The organism is Kineococcus sp. G2, assembly GCF_037154035.1.
Classification (GTDB): domain Bacteria; phylum Actinomycetota; class Actinomycetes; order Actinomycetales; family Kineococcaceae; genus Kineococcus.
In genome coordinates, this window is record NZ_JBBBEM010000118.1 from 39223 (window position 1) to 59519 (window position 20297).

The 20297-nt window shown below is 72.6% G+C and carries 15 protein-coding genes; 2 read left to right on the forward strand and 13 right to left on the reverse strand.

Annotation, left to right across the window (positions count from 1 at the left end):
• Positions 1–74 precede the first annotated feature (74 nt).
• Positions 75–716, forward strand: coding sequence for a trimeric intracellular cation channel family protein (locus tag V9U69_RS16730; RefSeq protein ID WP_337062990.1), 642 nt, complete (start codon positions 75–77; stop codon positions 714–716).
• Positions 717–719: 3 nt separating this feature from the next.
• Here V9U69_RS16730 and V9U69_RS16735 read toward each other — a convergent pair whose 3' ends face one another.
• The 8 genes from V9U69_RS16735 to V9U69_RS16770 all read right to left on the reverse strand — a co-directional run bounded on the left by V9U69_RS16735 (position 720) and on the right by V9U69_RS16770 (position 12791).
• Positions 720–3125, reverse strand: coding sequence for a glycoside hydrolase family 3 N-terminal domain-containing protein (locus V9U69_RS16735; protein ID WP_337062991.1), 2406 nt, complete (start codon positions 3123–3125; stop codon positions 720–722).
• Between the two features lie 91 nt (positions 3126–3216).
• Positions 3217–4203 (reverse strand): acetylxylan esterase, encoded by a 987-nt coding sequence (locus tag V9U69_RS16740; protein WP_337062992.1) that lies wholly within the window; start codon positions 4201–4203, stop codon positions 3217–3219.
• Positions 4204–4205: 2 nt separating this feature from the next.
• A complete protein-coding gene (locus V9U69_RS16745; protein ID WP_337062993.1) occupies positions 4206–6314 on the reverse strand; it encodes a beta-galactosidase in 2109 nt (702 codons plus the stop codon).
• Positions 6311–7027 (reverse strand): hypothetical protein, encoded by a 717-nt coding sequence (locus tag V9U69_RS16750; protein WP_337062994.1) that lies wholly within the window; start codon positions 7025–7027, stop codon positions 6311–6313. The genes V9U69_RS16745 and V9U69_RS16750 overlap by 4 nt, the downstream gene beginning before the upstream one ends.
• A gap of 7 nt (positions 7028–7034) precedes the next feature.
• Positions 7035–8681, reverse strand: a complete 1647-nt coding sequence (locus V9U69_RS16755) for an ABC transporter substrate-binding protein (protein ID WP_337062995.1) — start codon at positions 8679–8681, stop codon at positions 7035–7037.
• 53 nt (positions 8682–8734) lie between these two features.
• Complete coding sequence (locus V9U69_RS16760) at positions 8735–9604, reverse strand: carbohydrate ABC transporter permease (RefSeq protein WP_442907799.1); 870 nt, start codon at positions 9602–9604, stop codon at positions 8735–8737.
• Between the two features lie 71 nt (positions 9605–9675).
• Positions 9676–10656: an ABC transporter permease gene (locus V9U69_RS16765; protein WP_337062997.1), complete on the reverse strand. Its 981-nt coding sequence runs from the start codon at positions 10654–10656 to the stop codon at positions 9676–9678.
• 44 nt (positions 10657–10700) lie between these two features.
• Positions 10701–12791, reverse strand: a complete 2091-nt coding sequence (locus V9U69_RS16770; RefSeq protein WP_337062998.1) for an alpha-glucuronidase — start codon at positions 12789–12791, stop codon at positions 10701–10703.
• 194 nt (positions 12792–12985) lie between these two features.
• Here V9U69_RS16770 and V9U69_RS16775 point away from each other — a divergent pair, with 194 nt between their 5' ends.
• Positions 12986–13981, forward strand: coding sequence for a LacI family DNA-binding transcriptional regulator (locus tag V9U69_RS16775; protein WP_442907800.1), 996 nt, complete (start codon positions 12986–12988; stop codon positions 13979–13981).
• A 12-nt stretch (positions 13982–13993) separates the two neighbouring features.
• Here the strand turns inward: V9U69_RS16775 and V9U69_RS16780 are convergent, their stop codons facing one another.
• The 5 genes from V9U69_RS16780 to V9U69_RS16800 all read right to left on the reverse strand — a co-directional run.
• Positions 13994–14989 (reverse strand): LacI family DNA-binding transcriptional regulator, encoded by a 996-nt coding sequence (locus V9U69_RS16780; RefSeq protein ID WP_442907801.1) that lies wholly within the window; start codon positions 14987–14989, stop codon positions 13994–13996.
• Between the two features lie 170 nt (positions 14990–15159).
• Positions 15160–17424 (reverse strand): family 78 glycoside hydrolase catalytic domain, encoded by a 2265-nt coding sequence (locus tag V9U69_RS16785; protein ID WP_337063001.1) that lies wholly within the window; start codon positions 17422–17424, stop codon positions 15160–15162.
• 45 nt (positions 17425–17469) lie between these two features.
• Complete coding sequence (locus tag V9U69_RS16790; RefSeq protein ID WP_442907802.1) at positions 17470–18309, reverse strand: carbohydrate ABC transporter permease; 840 nt, start codon at positions 18307–18309, stop codon at positions 17470–17472.
• A 71-nt stretch (positions 18310–18380) separates the two neighbouring features.
• Positions 18381–19304 carry a carbohydrate ABC transporter permease gene (locus tag V9U69_RS16795; RefSeq protein ID WP_337063003.1) on the reverse strand — a complete coding sequence of 308 codons (924 nt, stop codon included), beginning with the start codon at positions 19302–19304 and terminating at the stop codon, positions 18381–18383.
• 65 nt (positions 19305–19369) lie between these two features.
• Positions 19370–20297, reverse strand: a 928-nt coding sequence (locus tag V9U69_RS16800; RefSeq protein WP_337063004.1) for an ABC transporter substrate-binding protein, incomplete at its 5' end; no start/stop codon positions are given.

Genomic DNA, 20297 nt, shown 5'->3' on the forward strand with positions numbered 1-20297 from the left:
CCCCCGGTGCGGTCCCTCGCCGCCCGGACGGGGCCGATCCTGCCCGCCCGGGCGGCGGCGGGCACACTCCTGCGGTGAGCGCGACGCACCTGCTGCTGGCCCTGGACCTGGTGGGCGTGCTCGCCTTCGCCGTCGACGGAGCCCTGACGGCGATGCGCCGCACCACGCTGGACCTGTTCGGGGTGGTCACGCTGGGCGTCGTCACGGCGATCGGCGGCGGGATGCTGCGCGACGTGCTGCTGGGCGAGCTGCCGCCGGCGTCCCTGCGCACCTGGTACTACCTGGCGACCGCCACGGCCGGCGGCCTGATCGCGTTCTGGGGGCACGCGCTGCTGGCGCGGTTGTCGCGGCCGCTGCTGCTCTTCGACACGATGGGGTTGTCGCTGTTCGCGGTGACCGGTGCGCGCGTGGCGCTGGAGGCGGGGCTGGACCCCGGGCAGGCGGTGCTGCTGGGCGCGCTGACCGCCGTGGGCGGCGGGACGATGCGCGACGTGCTGGTGCGGCAGGTGCCCACGATCCTCACCGGTGGCCTCTACGCGATCCCGGCCCTGCTGGGGGCGGCCGTCGCGGCCCTGGGTCCCGAGCTGGGCGGTCGTCCCCTGGTGTGGTCGCTGGCGGGGGCGGCGCTGTGCGCGTCCCTGCGCGTCGGGGGTGTGCTGCGCGGCTGGCAGGCGCCGCGCGCCGCGCTGCGCACCCCCGACGAGCTGGAGGAGTAGGGCTCAGCCCAGGGCGTCCACGCGCGCCGGGGTGGTGGTGACGCGGTCGAACCCGACGGTGCGCAGCGGCCCGGTGAGCGTGAAGGAACCGGTGCAGGGGGTGTCGGTGGACGACGAGCCGACCATCACCTCGACCTCGCCGGGTTCCACGACGCGCTCGCCGCGGCGACCGGTGAAGCTGGTGCGGTCGGCGTGCACCTCGAACGTCACGCGCGCCGCCTCGCCGGCCTCCAGCCGCACCCGGGTGAAACCGGTCAGCTCGCGCACCGGGCGGGTCACCTGGGCGAGCACGTCGTGCAGGTACAGCTGCACGACCTCCTCACCGGCGCGCTCGCCGGTGTTGCGCACCGTCGCGGAGACCTCGACGGAACCGTCGGTGGGGACCTCGGCGCTGGACAGCTGAAGGTCCTCCACGGCGAACGTGGTGTACGACAGGCCGTGGCCGAAACCGAACAGCGGCGTCGGGTCGAGGTTGCTGATGCCCTGGCTGTCCGCACCCAGCGGCGGCTGCAGGTAGGTGCCGGGCTGGCCGCCGTGGGTGACGGGGACCTGCACGGGCAGCTTGCCGCTGGGGTTCACGCGCCCGGACAGCACGCCGGCGATCGCGCCGCCGCCCTCCTCGCCGGGCATGAAGGCCTGCACGAGCGCCGCGGCGCCGGTCAGCTCGCCCAGGGCGTAGGGCCGGCCGGAGACGACGACGAGGACGACCGGGGTGCCGGTGGCGATCAGCTCGCGCACCAGGTCCTCCTGCACGCCCGGCAGGCGCAGGTCGTCGGCGTCGCAGCCCTCGCCGGAGGTGCCGGCGCCGAACATGCCGGCGCGGTCGCCGACGACGGCGACGACGACGTCGGCGCCGCGGGCGGCCTCCACGGCGGCGGGGATGCCGGAGAGGTCCTGCTCGCGCACGTCGCACCCGCGCTCGTGCACGACCTCCCACGCGGCACCGGGCTCGGCGCGCAGCGCCTCGAGGACCGTGGGGACCTCCGTGCCCAGCCCGAGCTGCGGGTAGCGGGGCAGCACGTGGTTGGCGAAGGAGTAGCAGCCCATGAAGGTGTTCGGGTCGTCCGCGCACGGGCCGACCACGGCGACGCGCCGGGCGGTGGCGGGCGCCAGCGGCAGGGTGCCGTCGTTGGCGAGGAGGACCACGCTGCGCTCGGCCAGCTCGCGGGCGATGGCGCGGTTGCCCGCGGAGTCCAGCTCGCGGCCCTCGCCGGCGGCGACGGAACCCTCCGGGGTCCAGTCGGCGTCCAGCAGGCCCAGCTCGGCCTTCTGGGTCAGCAGGCGGCGCAGCGCCCGGTCGACGTAGGACTCCTCCACCGCGCCGGAGCGCACGGACTGCACCAGCCGGTCGCCGTAGCAGAGGGTGTCGGGCAGCTCGACGTCGATGCCGGCGCGCAGGGCCTGCACGCCCGCGTCGGCCTCGTCGGCGGCGGTGCGGTGCATGGAGGCCAGGAACGCGATCGCGGAGTAGTCGGAGACGACCGTGCCGGTGAAGCCCCACCGCTCGCGCAGCAGGTCGGTGAACAGCCGCTCGTCGGAGGCGACGGGGACGCCGTCGACGTCGGTGTAGGAGTTCATCACCGAGCGGGCGCCGCCGTGGCGCAGCGCCGCCTCGAACGGCGGCAGGACGACGTCGGCGAACTCGCGCGGGCCCATCGAGACGGGGCCGTGGTTGCGGGCGGCGCGGGAGGCGGAGTACCCGGCGAAGTGCTTCAGGGTGGCGACGACACCGCTGCTCTCCAGGCCGCGCACGTAGGCGGCGCCCAGCACGGAGGTCAGGTGCGGGTCCTCGCCCATCGTCTCCTCGACCCGGCCCCAGCGGTAGTCGCGCACGACGTCGAGGACGGGCGAGAGGCCCTGGTGCACGCCGACGGCGCGCATGTCGGCGCCGATGGCGGCGGACATGCGCTGGATCAGCTCGGGGTCGAAGGTCGCGCCCCACGCCAGCGCGGCCGGGTAGACGGTGGCGCCGAAGGCGGTGAAGCCCGTCAGGCACTCCTCGTGCACGATCGCCGGGACGCCCAGGCGGGTGCGCTCGACGATGGAGCGCTGCAGGCGCACCACCTCCGCCCGGCCCTCCTCGACGCTGACGGGCCGGGAGCCGAACACGCGGGTCAGGTGGCCTAGGCCGTGCTCGCTGGCCCGCTCGAAGTCCACGGCGCCGGCGGAGAAGACGTCCTGCAGGGGGGCGACGTTGCCGGTGCCGGTGACCTCCGCGGGGGCGACGGCCCCCTCGCCGCCGCCGTGGCTGTTGCCGACCCAGCGGCTGCCCAGCTGGGCGACCTTCTCCTCCAGCGTCATCTCGGCCATCAGCGCCTCGACGCGCGCGTCGATCGGCAGCGACGCGTCGTGCCAGGGGCGGGGCTGCGCAGCGGCCGACGAGGCGGGCGGCTGGTCCAGCGTGGTCATGGTGCTCCTCGGTCGCAGGGCCGCACCGGTGCGGGCGGCGGGGGTGGTGCGGGTGGTGCGTTCGGTCGTGGTGCGTTCGGTCGTGGTGCGTTCAGTCTCCGTCGGGGCGGAGCACGCTCGCGAGCGCGGCGAGGGTGCGGGCGATGCCCTGCTGCCCGCCGCCCTCGTGGCCGTTGTAGGGGTAGACCTCGATCTGCTTCGGCCCGGCGTAGTGGTGGTGGGCGGCGAAGACGGTCGAGGGCGGGCAGGTGGAGTCCATCAGCCCGGTGGAGAACCAGGCCGGGGCGTCGGCGCGCGCCCCCAGGTTCACCGCGTCGAAGTAGGACAGGGTGCGGAAGACGTCGTCGACCTTCTCGCGGTTCCCGGCCAGGAACCGGCCCAGCTCCGCGTACGGGTGGGCGTCGGTGATCTCGCTGGCTCGCCGGTAGTGGCACAGGAACGGCACGTCGGCCACGACGCCGCGCAGGTCGTCGCTCAGGCCGGCCGCGGCGAGCGCCAGCCCGCCGCCCTGGCTGCCGCCGATGACGGCCACGCGGGCGGGGTCGACGAGCGGGTGGGTGCGCACGGCGTCCACGGCGCGCACCGCGTCGGTGATCAGGCGGCGCAGGTAGTGCGTCTCGGGCGACTCCACGCCCCGGGTGAGGAACCCGGGGGTGGCCGGACCGGTGCCGCCCTCGTCCACGTCGGGGGTGACGGCGCGGTGGTTGCCGCCGCCGCCCTGGCCGCGGCTGTCCATCACCAGGTGCACGTGGCCGGCGGCGGAGGGCACGAGGTTGATCCACGGCTCGCCGCGGCCGCCGCCGTAGCCGATGTACTGCACGACGGCGGTGCCGGGCTCGGTGCGCCCGGCGGGCACCAGGAGCCAGCCGGCGATCGGCTGCCCGCCGTACCCGGGGAAGCGCACGTCGAAGACGTCGACGGTGCGCAGGCCGGCGTCGACGCGCTCGGCGCGCAGCTCGGCGGGGTGGCTGCGGGCGGCGGCGAGGGTCTTCTCCCAGAAGGCGTCCAGGTCGGCGGGTTCGTCCCGTTCGGGCGCGTACTCGCGCAGCCGCTGAAGCGGCCAGTCCACGAAGGCCACGGCTACTCCCCCTCCGCCTCGGTCACGGCACCAGTATGACCGCTGCTTCCGGAAGTCCTCCCGGAAACGCCGGTGGACGTCTTCAGGACCACCACGTCGCGCGGCGCCAGCCGCAGGTCCTGACCCGCGGCGACGTCGCGCCCGTCCAGCAGGGAGCGGCCGGCGCGGTCCGCGGGGACGACGACCTCGTCCTCGCCGTGGTTGAGCAGGAAGAGGTACCGCGCGTCCTCGCGCACCCGCTCGGCGGCCTCGAGGCCGGGCACCCAGCCGTACGGGGAGCTCACCCCGGCGTTCGCCAGCACCCGGTGGACCACCCAGGCCAGGCCCGCCTCGTCGAGGTTCGTGGCGACGTACCAGGCGCACCCCTCCCCCACCGCGTGGCGGGTGACGGCCGGGGTGCCGGCGTAGAAGTCGGCCGTGTACTCGGCGACGACCTCCGCGCCGCGCGGCTCGACGAGGTCGAAGACGAGGCTCCCGGGCCAGGGCCCGGTTCCGAGGGGGGTGGGCGCGGCCTCCCAGCCGTCGACGAGGCGCACGGGGTTGACGTCCTCGGCCGGCAGGGCGTCGGTCTCGGTGACGCGCAGCCCCAGCACGCCGGCCAGCGGTCCCGGGACGTCGGCGAGGAAGGCGTTGTCGTCCTCGTCGACGCGGCCGCTGAGCCAGGTGGTCAGGAACGTCCCGCCGGTGGCGACGAACCGCTCGACGCGCTCGGCGAGGTCGCCCTTGACGACGTGCAGCAGCGGGGCCACGACCACGTCGTAGCCGTCCAGGTCGGTGTCCACCGGCACGACGTCCACGCCGACGTTCGCGGCGTGCAGCGCGGCGTACCAGCCGCGCACGGTCTGCAGGTAGTTCACCAGGCGGGAGGGCCCGTCGGAGATCTCCACCGCCCACCAGGAGTCCCAGTCGAAGAGCAGGGCGACGCGGGCGGGGGTGCGCGCGCCGACGACCTCCTCGCGCAGGGCGGCCAGCTCGGCGCCCAGGGCCGAGACCTCGGAGAAGACGCGGGTGTCGTCGCGGCCGGAGTGGTCGATGACGGCGCCGTGGTACTTCTCGCAGGCCCCGCGCGACTGGCGCATCTGGAAGAACAGCACCGCGTCGGCGCCGTGGGCGACGGCCTGCCAGCTCCACAGCCGCATGACGCCGGGGCGCTTGACCGGGTTGACGTCGCGCGAGGCGGTGGTGCTGGGCGTCTGCTCCATGAGCCAGAACGGGTCGCCGCCCTTCAGCCCGCGCATCAGGTCGTGCGCCAGGGCCATGCGGTCCTGCGACTTCGCGTCCGGCGGGTAGTTGTCCCAGGAGGCGAAGTCCAGGTGCGGGGCCCAGCGGTGGTAGTCCAGGGGGCGGTAGGCGCCCATGAAGTTCGTCGTCACCGGGATCCCGGGCGTGATCCGGTTCAGGATCTCCTTCTCCTGCAGGTAGGAGGAGATCATGCTGTCGGTGGTGAAGCGCAGGTAGTCCAGCGTGATGCCCTGGAAGGCGGTGTGGTTCGGCCCGCGCCAGTGCTCGCTGAGGGCGTTGGGCGGCACCACGTCGTCCCACGCGTACATCGTGTGCGACCAGAACGTCGTGTTCCAGGCGTCGTTGAGACGCTCGAGGGTGCCGTAGCGCCGCTGCAGCCACACCCGGAAGGCCGCGGCGCAGTTCTCGCAGTAGCAGGCGCCGCCGTACTCGTTGCCGACGTGCCAGGCGACCACGTTGCCCAGGTGCGCGTAGCGCTGCGCGAGGCGCTCGACGTACGCGGTGGCGAACCGGTGGAACGACGGGCTGTTGGGGCAGGCGTTGTGCCGCTGGCCGTAGACGTGCTTGCGGCCCTCGAAGTCGACGCGGGTGACGTCGGGGTACTTCCGCGCCAGCCACGCCGGGTGGGCCCCGGTCCCGGTGGCCAGCACCACCTGCTTGCCGGCGTCGCGCAACCGGTGCAGGACGTCGTCGAGCTCGGAGAAGTCGTACGTGGACTCGTCGCGCTGCAGCAGACCCCAGGAGAACACCCCGACGGTGAGGGTCTCGATGGAAGCCTTGTCGAACAGCCGCAGGTCCTCCTCGCGCACCTCGACCGGCCACTGCTCGGGGTTGTAGTCGCCGCCGTAGCGGATCTTCGCCTCGCTCACCGTTCTCCCTCGTCCGTCCCGTCACCGGGTTCGTCGTGCCGCGTGAACTCCGCGGCCACCAGTCGCACCGCGCCGCGCGTCACCATCGCCAGCAGCAGCACCCACAGGCTCGCCGCCGCCAGCGCCAGCCACAGCGACGTCAGCGCCAGCACCCCCGCCAGCACGAGCAGGCCGGCCACGCCCAGCGCCGTCCCGGGCCGCCGGCCCAGCACGTGGACGGCGAGGCGGGCCGCGTCGCGGGTGCGGAAGCGGAACGGGGTGGCGATCACCAGGGCGGTGATCGCCACCACGGTGACCAGCGCGGCGACCACCGCGAGCACCCCGCGCACCGCCTGGCCGGCGGGTGCGAGACCGGCCGCGCTCGCCGACAGGGCGAGGACGACGAGGACTGCGACCGCCGGCGCCCACAGCCGCAGCGCGTCCGTGGCGTTCGCCCGCCAGCCGCGCCAGAAGGTGCGGGCCGCGGGGTCGTCGTCCCCGGCGAGCTGGCGGTCGGCGCAGTGCAGCGCCGCCGCCAGCGCCGGCCCCAGCGGCAGCGCCGCCGCACCGAAGAGCGGTGCGTTCGACGGGTCCGGGACGAGCACCGCGGTGAGCGCGACGCCGGGTGCGCAGGCCGCGAGGAAGCACGCCTCGACGACCAGGGCCCGGTGCACGCCCTCGCAGGCCCGCCACAGCAGACCGTCGTGCGGCGTCAGCCGCTGGGTGGTGCTCACGTCCGGCTCAGGCCTTCGCCTCGGCGTAGGCCTTGTTCACCAGCTCCAGGTAGCGGGTGGACCCGCGCTGCTCCAGCTCGCCGACGTAGGCGTCCCAGTCGGCCAGGCTGCGCTGACCGGTGATGAACTGCAGGGTGGACTGGTCCACGAAGTCCTGCAGCGGCTTGGCCAGCAGGGTGATCTGCTCCTGCTCGACCTGGCTGTAGGGGTGCGCCGGCAGCGGCTCCACGGGCGTCTTGGCGGTCATGGCCTCCTGGAACGCCAGCTCCTCCTCGCTCATCATGGAGTGCAGCAGCTCGGTGGAGCCGCCGTAGGAGAAGTTGCCCTGCGAGAAGCCGTAGTCGATGCGCAGGTCCTTGGTGCCGGCCGGGTTCAGCCCGGTGTAGTTGATGTCCGGCATGAGGGAGCGCTTGCCGGAGGCGTCCTTGGTGTAGGTGGTGCCCTCCACGCCCCACTTGGCGAACTCGCGGCCCTCGTCGCTGTAGAACAGCCAGTCGATGAACTGCATGAGCGCCTGGAAGTCGTCGCGCTCGGCGGCCTTCGCGGAGATCATGATGCCGTTCTCCAGGCGGGAGCCGCCGATGAGGTCGCCGGCCGGCCCGGAGGGGACGATGATCTTGGAGATGGCGTAGTTGCCGGCGCCGATGGACTGGTCCATCTGCGCCCGGTACACCGAGGGGTCCTGCGAGTTGCCGGAGATGACGAAGGAGCGGCCGCTGGTGAACTTCGCCTGCGCGGCGTCGTCGGTCTGGGTGAAGCTCTCCGGGTCCATGAGGCCCTTGGACACCAGGCCGGCGAAGTACTCCACCATCGACCTGTACTCGTCGGTGGCGGCGGCGAAGACGAACTCGTCGTTGTCCTCGTCGAACTGCAGGCCCTCGCCGTAGCCCCAGCCGCCCACGGTGCCGAAGGCGACGGCGCCGTAGTTCAGGACGCTCTTGCCCTCGTAGCGGTCGGAGAACGGGATGGAGTCGGGGTTGGCCTGCTTGATCGCCGCCAGGGCGCTCTCGACCTCCGCCCAGCTGGTGGGCAGCGGCACGCCGGCCTTCTCGAAGACGTCGGTGCGCACGATGAGGGTGTAGTCCGGCCACAGCGCCTCGTGCAGGCCGGGCAGGACGTAGTACTTGCCGTCCTTCTGGCGGAGGGTGTCGACCTCGCTCTGCAGGTCCCACTTCTCGACCTGATCGCGGAAGTGCGGCATGAGGTCGGTGTAGTCGCTGACCGGCAGGACCACCCCGGACGCCACGAACGGCGTCTCCTGGCCCGGGTAGGTCTTGGGGATGATGATCGGCGAGTCGCCGGCGCTGACGACGAGGCTGCGCTTCTGCTCGTAGTCGCTGGCCGGGACGATGGTGAAGTCCAGACCGACGTCGGTGTTCTCCTGCAGCGCCGTCCAGAACAGCCAGTCCTCCTTGAAGGGGTAGGTGGGCTGGTCGGAGAAGAGGCTGGTGTACGTCAGCGGCGCCGTCGCCTTGAAGGCGGTGCCGGCGTCGAAGTCCTTCATCGCACCGGTGGTCTTGTCGCTCACGTCGGCGCCGTCGTCGCCGCCACCGCCGCAGGCGGCCAGGGCACCGCCGGTCAGGGCGACGAGGCCGGCGAGGGTGGTGCGACGGGTCAGCGTGCGGGCGGACGGGGAGGTCGAGGTGCGGTTCACGGGGTGCGCTCCAGGGATCGTCGTCGATCGGGGGATCACTGCTTGCGGGACTGTCACTGCTTGACCGAGCCGAGCATGACGCCCGACACGAAGTACTTCTGGATGAAGGGGTAGATGCAGACGATGGGCAGGACGATGAGCACCATCGTCACGGACTGGATGTTGGCCGAGATCATGCCGATGTCGGACGCCTCCGCTCCGGAGGACGCGGTGCTGGACACCCCGGCGATCATGTTCCGCAGGTAGATCGTGACGGGGAACATGTCCTTGTCGTCCAGGTACAGGAAGGCCTGGAACCAGGAGTTCCAGTGGCTGACCGCGTAGAAGAGCAGCATCGTCGCCAGCACGGCCTTGCTCAGCGGCAGGACGATGCGCAGCAGGATGCCGTAGGTGTTCAGGCCGTCGATGGAGGCGGCCTCCTCCAGCTCCTCCGGCATGGCCTCGAAGAAGGTCTTCATCACCAGCACGTTGAAGACGCTGATGGCGCTGGGCAGGACCACGGCCCAGACGGTGTTGCGCATCCCCAGGCTGGTGACCAGGACGTAGTTGGGGATGATGCCGCCGTTGAAGAACATGGTGAAGACGGCGAAGAGGATGAAGGCCTTGCGGCCCTTCAGGTGCCTCTTGCTGGTGGCGTAGGCGAAGCAGGTCGTCAGGACCATCGAGATCGCGGTGGCGAGGACCGTGTAGACGATCGTGTTGCGGTACCCGACCCAGAAGTCGCGGTCGCTCATGACGACCCGGTAGGTGTCCACGTTGAAGCCGCGCGGGAACAGGTTCACCTTGCCGGCGGCGATGTTCGCGGAGTCGCTGAAGGACTGGGCCAGCACGTTGACGAAGGGGTACAGCGTGACGGCGACCACGAGGGACAGCACCACGACGGCGAACACCTTGAACCGGCGCTGCCCGGGGGTGTCGGCCACCACGGAGACGACGGGCTTGGCGGCGCGGGCGCCGGCGCGGCCCTTGCGCGGCGAAGGCGCCTGGACCGCGCTCACCACAGGCTCGATCCCGCGACGCGGCGGGACACCGCGTTCGCCGACAGGACCAGGACCAGGCCGATGAGGGACTCGAAGAGGCCGATGGCGGTCGCGTAGCTGAAGCTGTTCGACTGCAGACCGACCCGGTACAGGTAGGTGGAGATGACGTCTCCCGTCTCGTAGGTGAGCGGGTTCTGCAGGAGCAGGACCTTCTCGAAGCCGACGGCGAGGAAGCTGCCGATGTTGAGGATGAGCAGCGTGACCACGGTGGGGGCGATGCCCGGCAGCGTCACGTGCCAGGTCTGCTGCCAGCGGTTGGCGCCGTCGATGCGGGCCGCCTCGTACAGCGAGTCGTCGATCGTGGTCAGCGCCGCGAGGTAGAGGATCGCGCCCCAGCCCATCGTCTGCCAGACGTCGCTGGTGACGTAGATCGTGCGGAACCAGTCGGGGTTCTGGATGAAGTTCACCGGGTCGGCGCCGAAGAGGCCGACGACCTGGTTGATCGTCCCGCGCAGCGAGACCAGCTGCATGATCATGGCGACCACGATGACGATCGACATGAAGTGCGGCAGGTAGGAGGCGGTCTGCACGAACCGCTTGAACCGCCGCGCCTTCAGCTCGTTGAGCAGCAGGGCGAAGATGATGGGCGCGGGGAACCCCACCAGCAGGGTGAGGCCGCCCAGGACGAGCGTGTTCCTGAAGACGGCCCAGAAGGTCGGGTCGTCGATGAACATCTGCACGTAGTCGAGGCCGACCCACTCCTCGCCGAAGACGCTGCCGCCGGGGGTGAAGCGGCGGAACGCGATGACGTTGCCGGCCATCGGCAGGTACTTGAACACCAGGAACCACAGCAGCGGCAGCACCAGCAGCGAGTACAGCCGCCAGTCCTTGCGCAGCGCGCTGCGCCAGGTGGTCCGTGGCGCGCGCACGGCGGCCGCGTCGGCCAGCGGTGCGCGCGAGCGCAACCGCTTGGCCGGCGGGGTGCTCACAGCCATCTCGTCCTCCTCGTCGAGTGCTCGGGTGGTGCGGGACGATCGCGTCAGTGGATGCGCCGGCCCGCGGCGTCGGGGACGCCGGACTTGCGGAAGAAGTAGGTGTTGACCTGGTCGCGCCACTCGCGCGCGCTGCGCAACTGCTCGGCGAAGCGCTCGGTCACGTTGCGCGCGACGGGACCGGGGACGTGCGCGGCGATGCGCTCCCAGGTGGCGGCGAAGCCCTCGACGGCCTCCACGCCGGCGAAGTGCGTGTCGTACACGTGCTGGATCACGGTGCTCCCGCTGCGCAGCTCGTGCGCGTAGGGCACGTGGTGGAAGAACAGCAGCAGCTCGTCGGGGCAGGTGGCGACGTCCTCGTAGACCCCGGCCCACCCCGGGGCGTACTGGCCGGCGTACCCGGTGCCGGTGGCGACGGTGCGGTCCACGCCGATGCCGTCGCGGTCGGCGAAGTGGTAGGTGCCCCAGGGCGTGTACTCGTAGCCGTCGACGTCGGGGCCGTAGTGGTGGCCGGGCCGGACCATCCAGCCGACGCCGAGCGGCGCGGTGTACGACTCGTACACCGACCAGGAGCGCTCCATCACCGTCGCCAGTTCCGCGGCGAGGTCGCCGGGCAGCTCGAACGTCTGCTCGACCCACTCGCCCAGCACGTCGCGCGGGTCGAGCTCCGGGTCCCAGGCGAGGCGGCCGAACGCGTACAGGTTGGCCTGCGCCAGCGCGTGCCCCGTCCAGTTGGCGTCGGTGCCCACGTTGGCGACGCCGACGATCCCGGTGGGGGCTCCCCCCCGCCGGCGGCTGCGCGCGGCGACGTCGGCGACCCGCAGCGGCTCCCCGCCGCCGTGGGCGTGCAGGTCGAAGCGCAGCACCTCGCTCCACTGGGTGCCCAGGTGGCACAGGTGCCTCTGCTGACCGGTGTACTCCTGGGTGATCTGGAACTCCACGGCGACGCCGGTGCGCGGCAGCGCCCCGAGCAGCGGGGAGACGGGCTCGCGCACCTGGAAGTCCATGGGCCCGTTCTTGACCTGCAGCACCGCGTTGGGCGCGAACTCCCCGTCCAGGGGCGCGAAGTGGTCGTGCGCGGCGCGGGCCCGGTCGGTGGAGCGGTCGCGCCAGTCCTGGTGGCAGTCGTAGACGAAGCAGCGCCAGAACACCAGCGCGTCGAAGGGGGCGAGCGCGGCGGCCAGCACGTTGGCGCCGTCGGCGTGGGTGCGCCCGTAGGTGTGCGGGCCGGGACGGTTCTCGGAGTCCGCCTTGACGACGTACCCGCCGAAACCGGGCAGGGTGGTCGCCACCCGCTTCGTCGCCTCGGTCCACCAGGCCCCGACGCGCTCGTCGAGCGGGTCGGCGGTGTCGAGGCCGCCCAGGGACATCGGGGCGGAGAAGTCGACGCTCAGCAGGGTGCGCACGCCGTGGACGTCGAGGACCGCTGCGAGGCGGGCGAGGTCGGCGAGGTGCTCGTCGAGCAGGTGCGCCTCGGTGGCGTGGACGTTGACGTTGTTCAGGCACACGGCGTTGACGCCGATCGAGGAGATCAGGCGCGCGTAGTCGCGCACGCGGGCGAGGTCGGCGTCGCCGGTGCGCACGCGGCCGTCGGCGAAGAAGATCGAGTCACCGGCGTAGCCGCGCTCGACGACGCCCATGGGGCCGTCGGTCATGTTGTCCCAGTGGTCCAGCACGCGCAGGTCCGTGCGGGGCTCCTCGACGTGGGTGAGGTCCGCGTCCGGCCAGCCGCCGGGGAACCGGCGGGTCAGCCAGCCCAGCCCGTGCCGCAGCCCGGCGGGACGCGCCGCGGTCAGCAGGACCTCGTCGCCGCGGGCGACGACGGCGAAACCTTCGCCGGCGGGGACGCCGGCGTCCTCCACCGCGCCGGCGAGCGCCGGGCCGAGGGCCTGCGCGCTCAGCTCCGGCAGGGCGCCGACGACGAGGCGCCGTCCGCCGGCCGCGTCCCCGGCCGGTTGCCCGCCCGCCGCGGCGGCCAGGACCTGCAGGTCCTCGCGCAGCGTCGCGGTGACGGGGTCGTCGCCGAGGACGGTGGCGCGGGCGGTGGCGAGCACCGCCGCGCGTCGCGGCGGCAGCCAGCAGGGCTCGCTGCCGGCGAACCAGGGAAGGCCCTGGTCGTTCGGTCGTCCGTAGGGCACCATTGCCTCCAGTCGAAACTTTCGGCTATGAGCCGATAGATTCGACACTAGACAGCCGCACCCCGCAGCGTCAACGAGGACGACACCCTCCGTGCCCGCGGACACGCCGGGCACCACCTGGCACGGGGGCGCGGCAGGGTGTGCGACGTGCCGACGACGAACGAGGAGACGACGTGGCCCCGCCCCGCGTGACCATGGCCCAGCTCGCCGCCGAGGCGGGGGTCTCCGTACCCACCGTCTCCAAGGTGATCAACGGCCGCGACGACGTGGCCGAGAGCACGCGCGCGCGCGTGGAGCGGATCATCTCCCAGCACGGCTACCGCCAGCGCCGCCGCAGCGGGCCACCCCCCGGGCCGCGGCTGATCGACCTGGTCTTCAACGAGCTGGGCAACCCGTGGGCCGTGGAGGTCATCCGCGGCGTGGAGCGCACCGCGCGCCCCGCCGGCGTCGAGGTCGTCCTCTCCGAGTGCCTGGGCGCGCACCGCCCCCGGCAGGAGTGGCTCGCCAGCGTCCTGGCCCGCCGCCCCGCCGGGGTCATCATGGTCTTCTCCGACCTCGAGGACGGCCAGCGCACCCAGCTGGTGGCGCGCGGCATCCCGCACGTCATCGTCGACCCCATCGGCGAGGTCGAACCCGGGGTGGCCTCGGTCGGCTCGGCGAACTACCACGGCGGGCTGATCGCCACCCGGCACCTGCTGGAGCTGGGTCACCGCGACGTCGCCGTCATCACCGGCCCGCTGGACACCTTCTGCAGCCGCGCCCGCCTGGGCGGCTACCGCGACGCCCTCCTGGAGGCCGGGCTGCCCTACCGGGAGGAGCTCGTGCACGCCGGCGACTTCTCCGTCGAGGGGGGCCTGCGGATCGCCTGCGAACTGCTCGCCGCCCCCGACCGGCCCACCGCCGTGTTCGCCTGCAACGACCTCATGGCCTTCGGGGTGCTGCGCGCCGCGCGCGACCTGGGCGTCGCCGTGCCCGGTGAGCTGTCCGTCGTCGGCTACGACGACCTGCCCGCCGCGGAGTGGGTCGGGCCCGAGCTGACCACGGTGCACCAGCCGCTGCACGAGATGGCCGAGGCCGCCACGAGGCTGCTGCTCGCGCTGGCCGACGGGGAGGAACCGGCCGCCCCGCGCATGGACCTCGCCGTGGACCTGCGGGTGCGCGCCAGCACCGCCGCCCCGCCGGCGCGCTGACGGGGGCGGGGTTCAGCGCTCGATCTTGCGGTCGCTGGAGCGGCGCACCACCAGCTCCGGCTCGAACACGAGCTGCCGGGCCGGCCGGCCCTCCACCTGCGCCAGCAGCAGCTCCACCCCGGTGCGGCCCAGCACCTCGCGCGGCTGGCGCACCGAGGTGAGCGGCACGGCGGCTGTGGCGGCGAACCCGATGTCGTCGTAGCCGACGATCGCCAGGTCGTGCGGCACCCGCACCCCGCGGCGCACGCACTCGTTGAGCACCCCCAGGGCCAGCAGGTCGTTGGCGCAGAACACCGCGGTGGGCGGGTCCTCCCCCGCGAACAGGGCCGCCGCGGCCTGGGAGCCGGCGCGCACCGTCAGGCCGCTGGCGCTGACGGCCTCCACGGACCCGGCCGCGCCGACCGCCCGCCGCAACCCGGCGAGGCGGTCGTCGACCTGGCGCAGCCCGGCCGGCACCCCGACGAACGCCAGGCGCCGGTGCCCGCGCTCCAGCAGGTGCTCCCCGGCCAGCCGCCCGCCGAGCACGTCGTCCACGGCGACGGAGGAGTTCTCCGCGGTGGGCGCCCCCCGGTCGACGAGCACCACCGGCGTGCCGTGCGAGCGCACCGACTCCAGGGCGCTGCTCGGCGCGTCGTGCACCGGGCTGAGCAGCACGCCGAGGACCCGCTGCTGCTGCAGGCGCAGCAGGTGACGGGCCTCGCGCCGCGGGTCGTTGCCGCTGTTGCACAGCACCACGAGGGCGCCGTGGCGCTCGGCGACCTCCTCCGCACCCGCCACCAGGTCGGTGAAGAAGGGGTTGGCCACGTCCAGGACCACGACGGCGATGGTCCGGCTCACGCCCGCCCGCAGCTGCCGCGCGGACTCGTTGCGCACGAACCCGAGCTCGGCGATGGCCTGCTCGACGCGCGCGCGCAGCGCCTCGGAGACCACCTCGGGGCGGTTGAGGACGTTGCTGACGGTGCCCAGCGAGACCCCGGCCCGCTGGGCCACCTCCTTGACGGTCGCCACGACCGCCAAGGGTGCCAGGCCGGCGGTCTCGGCGGGTGCCGGGGCGGGGCGCGGCGGCACCGCCGCGAACGTCACCCTCCCTCCCCTCGGTGCGGGGTTCGCTGGTGCACGCTGCTCCTCGGCAGAGACGAGCGCGGTGCCCGGGCCGTGACCCGGGCACCGCGCGGGGTTCAGGAACCGGCGCCGACCCGGTGGGTGCCGGCCGGCAGCTCCCGCTCGCCCTCGCCGGGCAGGCGCAGCACGGCGGTGGTGCCCTCGGGCACCGTCACCTCGGCGGACAGTTGCCCGCCCTCCAGGCGCCAGTGCACCGCGAGTCGCCCGTGCGGGGTGTCCAGGGAGCCCTTGGCCCAGGTCAGGCCCCCACCGGGCTGCGGGGCGATGAGCGCCCTGCGGTAGCCCGGCTCCAGCGGGGAGATGCCGGCGACGGTGCGGTGCACCCAGTCGGCCACCGCGCCCAGGGCGTAGTGGTTGAAGCTCGTCATCTGCCCGGGGTTGATGGTGCCGTCGGGGAGCATGGAGTCCCAGCGCTCCCAGATCGTGGTGGCGCCCATCGTCACCGGGTACAGCCAGGACGGGCACTGCTCCTCCAGCAGCAGCCGGTAGGCGGTGTCCAGGTGGCCGGTGCTGCTCAGCGCCCCCGTCACGTAGGGGGTGCCGGCGAAACCGGTGGAGACGCGGTAGCCGGCCTTCTCCGCCAGCTCCGCCAGGCGGTCGCCCGCCCACGCGCGCTGCTCGCCCTCCAGGAGCCCGAACTCGATGGCCAGCGCGTACGCGGTGGCGCAGTCGCTGAGCACGAGGCCCTGCTCGTCGACGTAGTGCTCCAGGAACGCCGCGCGGACGCGCTCGGCGAGGGCGTCGAAGCGCCCGGCGTCCTCCTCGTGCCCGAGCAGGCGGGCGGCGTCGGCGGTGGTGCGGGCGCTGCGGAACACGCAGGCGGTGGCGACGACGCCCTTGTCGGCCTTGGCGGCGGCGGGCTCGTCCGGTGGCGCGTCCGGGTCGAGCCAGTCGCCGAACTGGAAGCCGGTGTCCCACAGACCGGTCTCCGAGAGCAGGCCGGCGACGTGGTCGACGTGCAGCGCCATGGCCGGGTAGCTCTCGGCCAGCAGTTCGTCGTCGCCGTACGCCTGGTGCAGCGCCCACGGCAGCCAGACGGCCACGTCGGACCACACGGCGGTGGAGTCCGGGTCCCGGAACTCGTCGTGCGGCGGGAGGTACTTCAGCACGTCGGGGACGACGAAGGGCACGATGCCGCCGCCGTGGCGCTGCTCCAGGGCCATGTCGCGCAGCCAGTCGCGCAGGAAGTCCCGCACGTCGAACAGGTACGCCGCCGTCGGGGCGAAGACCGCCAGGTCGCCGGTCCACCCCAGGCGCTCGTCGCGCTGCGGGCAGTCGGTGGGCACGTCCAGGAAGTTGCCCTTCGTCCCCCACACCACGTTGCGGTGCAGCTGGTTGAGCAGCTCGTTCGAGCACTCGAACTCCCCCGTGCGCCGCAGCTGCGAGTGGACGACGACGGCCTCGAGGTCCTCGGGACGCAGCTCGCCCGGCCAGCCGTCCACCTCGGCGTAGCGGAACCCGTGGAAGGTGAACGTCGGCTCGAAGGAGTCCTCACCCCCGGAGAGGGTGAAGCGGTCGGTGGCCTCGGCGCTGCGCAGCGGACGGGTGCCCAGCTCCTCGCGCTCGAGCACCTCCGCGTGCCGGATCGTGATGGTGGAGCCGGCTCCGCCGCGCACGCTGAAGCGCACCCACCCCACCAGGTTCTGCCCGAAGTCGACCAGGGTCTTGCCCGACGGCGACGTCCACACCCGCTGCGCGGGCAGCACCTCCTGCCGGCGCACCGGCGGACCGACGTGCTCGGTCAGCCGCCCGGTGTCGAACTCCAGGGTGCGCACGCCGCCCCACCCCTCGCGGTCGCCGCCGACGGTGGCCCAGGCCGGGTCCAGGCGGCGGGCGTCGATGCTCTGCCCGTCGTACAGGTCGTTCGCGGTGACGGCCGAGGCGTGCGATTCCCACGCCTCGTCCGTGACGACGAACTGGGTGTGCCCGTCGGCGAACTCCACCTCCAGCTGGGCGAAGCCACCCAGGTCATCGCCGTAGTAGGCGCGTCCCCCGCCCCAGGCCAGGCGACCGCGCGACCAGCCGTTGCCCAGCGCCAGGCCCAGCACGTGCTCACCGCCGCTCTCGCGCAGGGCACCGGTGACGTCGTGGGTCCGGTAGCGCAGCCGCCACTCGTAGCTGCTCCAGCCCGGGGCGAGCACGTCGTCGGACACGGGCACGCCGTCGAGGTGAGTCTCGACGACGCCCTGCGCGGTGACGTGCAGCACGGCGCGGCGCACCTCGCCGTGGCCGGGCTCGAGGGTGAAGCGGCGGCGCAGCAGCGGGGCACCGTCGTGGTCGGCGTCAGCGGCGATCATGGTCGCGCGCCAGGTGGGGGGCATCGGCTCTCCGTGGTGGGGTGGGTGGGGCGGGTGCGTGCGGGACTGTCAGCCCTTGACGGCGCCGGAGGTCATGCCGGCGACGATCTGGCGGTTGAAGAACAGGTACAGCACCAGCATCGGGATCGTGATCAGCAGGATGTCCATGAACAGCAGGTTGTAGGTCGTCAGGTCCTGGCTCTGGAAGTTGAACAGGGTCAGCTGCACCGTCGCCCCGGCATCCCCCGGCAGGAAGTACAGCGGGGTCTGGAAGTCGTTGAACACCGCCACCGACTGCACCAGCACCACCGTGACCAGCACCGGGCGCAGCAGCGGGAGGATCACCCGGAAGAACAACCGCAACGGCCCGGCCCCGTCGAGGACGGCCGCTTCGTCCAGCTCGCGCGGGATGGTGGAGATGAACGCCCGGAACAGTAGGATCGTGAAGGACAGGCCGAAGGCGACCTCCACCAGGATCAGGCCCGGCATGGTGCCGAACATCCCCATGCGCTGCAGCACCCAGATGGTGGGCACCACCGCCGGCGGCATGATGAGCCCGGCCAGCACCAGGAAGTTGATCAGAGCGTTGAAGCGGGTGGCGCGCCGCTGCAGGACGAACGCCACCATGGAGCCGAACACCACCAGCAGCGCCACGCTGGCCACCGTCAGGGTGGTGGAGTTGATGAACGCGATCACCAGCAGGTAGTCGCGCGTCTGCACGACCTCCACCAGGTTCTGCCACGCCTGGAACTCGCGCGGCAGGGCGAAGCGGAACTCGCTGGCCTGCTCCGCGTCCATGACCGCGGTCAGCACGATGAAGAGGAAGGGGACGATGAAGACGACCACGCTGACGAGGATCGCCAGCGTGCCGACGCCGTAGCGGTACAGCGCCGCACGGGTCCCTCCCACCCGCGCGGCCGCCGGGGCGGCGGTGGAGCGCGCAGGTGCGGTGCGGCGGCGGGCGGGAGTGGTCAGGGAGCTCACAGCTCGACCTCCTTGCGGGCCAGGAACCGCGTCAGCGGCAGCACGATCGCGGTCACCGCGATGAAGAGGATGACGTTGCCGGCGGTCGAGAGGCCGTAGAAACCGGCCTGGTACTGCTTGTAGATCACCGAGGCGATCACGTCCGAGGTGAAGCCGGGACCGCCGCGCGTCATCGCCCAGATCAGGTCGAAGGAGCGCAGTCCCCCGATCAGGGACAAGGTGATCACGGTGGAGGTCGCCGGCCACGACAGCGGGAAGATGACGTTGCGGAACAGCGTCCAGGACCCGGCACCGTCGACCCTGGCGGCCTCGTAGTACTCCTTGGGGATGGACACGATGCCGGCCATGTAGATCAGGGTGGCAAGTCCCACGCCCTTCCAGACGTCCACCATCGCCACCGACAGCAGCGCCAGCTGCGGGTCGACCAGCCAACGCGGCCCGTCGGTGCCGATGAACGCCAGAGCCGCGTTGATGGCCCCGCGCGAGGGGTGCATGAGCACCTGGAAGGTGATGCCGACGCCGACGGTGGAGACCAGCACGGGGAAGAACACCACCGCGCGCAGGTACCCGCGCCCGACGATCTGGGACGTCAGCAGCATCCCCAGGGCCAGGCCGAGCACGACCTTGGCGCCGGAGGTGACGAACGCGTAGATGAAGGTGTTGACGAAGCCCTTCGTCAGGGCCGGCTCCCGGAAGAACTGCACGAAGTTATCCAGGCCGGTGAACTCGCTGTCGAAGATCGTCCAGCGGGTCATGCTGAAGTAGAACGACAGCAGGGTCGGGACGAGGAAGAGCACCGCGTAGACGAGAGCGGCGGGCAGGTAGAACCACCCCGGGTAGGGGCTGCGCCGCCGCCCGGCGCCGCGGCGCGAGGCGGTGGCGGGCTTCGTGCGGGAGGGTGCGGGAGCTGTCGTCGCCATCGGTGACCTCTCTCGGCGGGGTGCCCCGGCTCCTGGCGGAGCCGGGGCGTCGGCAGGGGTGCGGATCACCAGCCCTCGAGGCCGAGCTGCTGGGCCTGCTTCTCCACGTCCTGGTCGTACAGCGCCGCACCGTCGGCGGCCGAGCGGATGCCGGAACCGACCTCGACCGTGATCTGCTCCAGAGCCGGGCCCTTGACGGGCGAGAGGAACTCCAGCGCCGGGGACTGCGCGTCGGCGTCGAAGTACGCCTGCACGTCCTTGGTGACCTGCGGGACGTCCTCGGGCAGCTCGCAGCCCTCCACCAGGTAGGGACCGGTGGGCGGGGACGCCTGGCTCTGCGCCTCGCAGCCCTCGGGGCTGGCGATGAACGCGGCCAGCTCCTTCGCCGCCTCGAGCTCCTCCCCCGTCGTGGTGCTGGGGATGTAGACGCCGTTGGGGTACCAGGCGGTCAGTCCGTTGGTCGACGCGTCGTCACCCGGCAGGGCGAAGAACCCGATGCGGTCGCCCGCGGCGGGATCGATGCTCAGCAGCGTCGTGATGTTCCCCGAGAGGATCGGGTACATGGCCGCTTGGCCGGCCGCGAGCTGGCGCATGCCGTCCTCGAGCTTGGCGGAGGCGAAGTCGCTGTTCTGGAACCCCTTCTCGTGCACCTCCTGCAGGTGCTCGAAGCCCCTGATGGCGACCGGGTCGGTGGCGTACTTCGCCTCCCCCGCGGTGTACTTCTCGGCCCAGTCCGGGTCCGCGGCGAGCACGTTGTGGAAGTCCCCGAGGACGAACAGCTGGGAGGTCCAGGTGTCGCCGTAGGTCTGGGCGACCGGGGCGATGCCGGCGGCCTTGATCTTCTCGCTGTTGGCGATGAACTCGGCCCAGGTCTTGGGCACCTGCAGACCCAGCTGCTCGTAGACGTCCATGTTGTACATGACGCCTCCGCCGAAGGCCGTGCCGTAGGGGACGCCGTAGGCGGTGTCGCCGACGGAGACCTGGGGCAGGTAC

What these genes read in the sequence shown, in the direction of transcription:
- V9U69_RS16735 (WP_337062991.1), bottom strand. Translation starts at nt 3,125, where the DNA reads ATGACCACGCTGGACCAGCCGCCCGCCTCGTCGGCCGCTGCGCAGCCC.
- V9U69_RS16765 (WP_337062997.1), bottom strand. Translation starts at nt 10,656, where the DNA reads ATGGCTGTGAGCACCCCGCCGGCCAAGCGGTTGCGCTCGCGCGCACCG.
- V9U69_RS16775 (WP_442907800.1), top strand. Translation starts at nt 12,986, where the DNA reads ATGGCCCAGCTCGCCGCCGAGGCGGGGGTCTCCGTACCCACCGTCTCC.
- V9U69_RS16785 (WP_337063001.1), bottom strand. Translation starts at nt 17,424, where the DNA reads ATGCCCCCCACCTGGCGCGCGACCATGATCGCCGCTGACGCCGACCAC.
- V9U69_RS16795 (WP_337063003.1), bottom strand. Translation starts at nt 19,304, where the DNA reads ATGGCGACGACAGCTCCCGCACCCTCCCGCACGAAGCCCGCCACCGCC.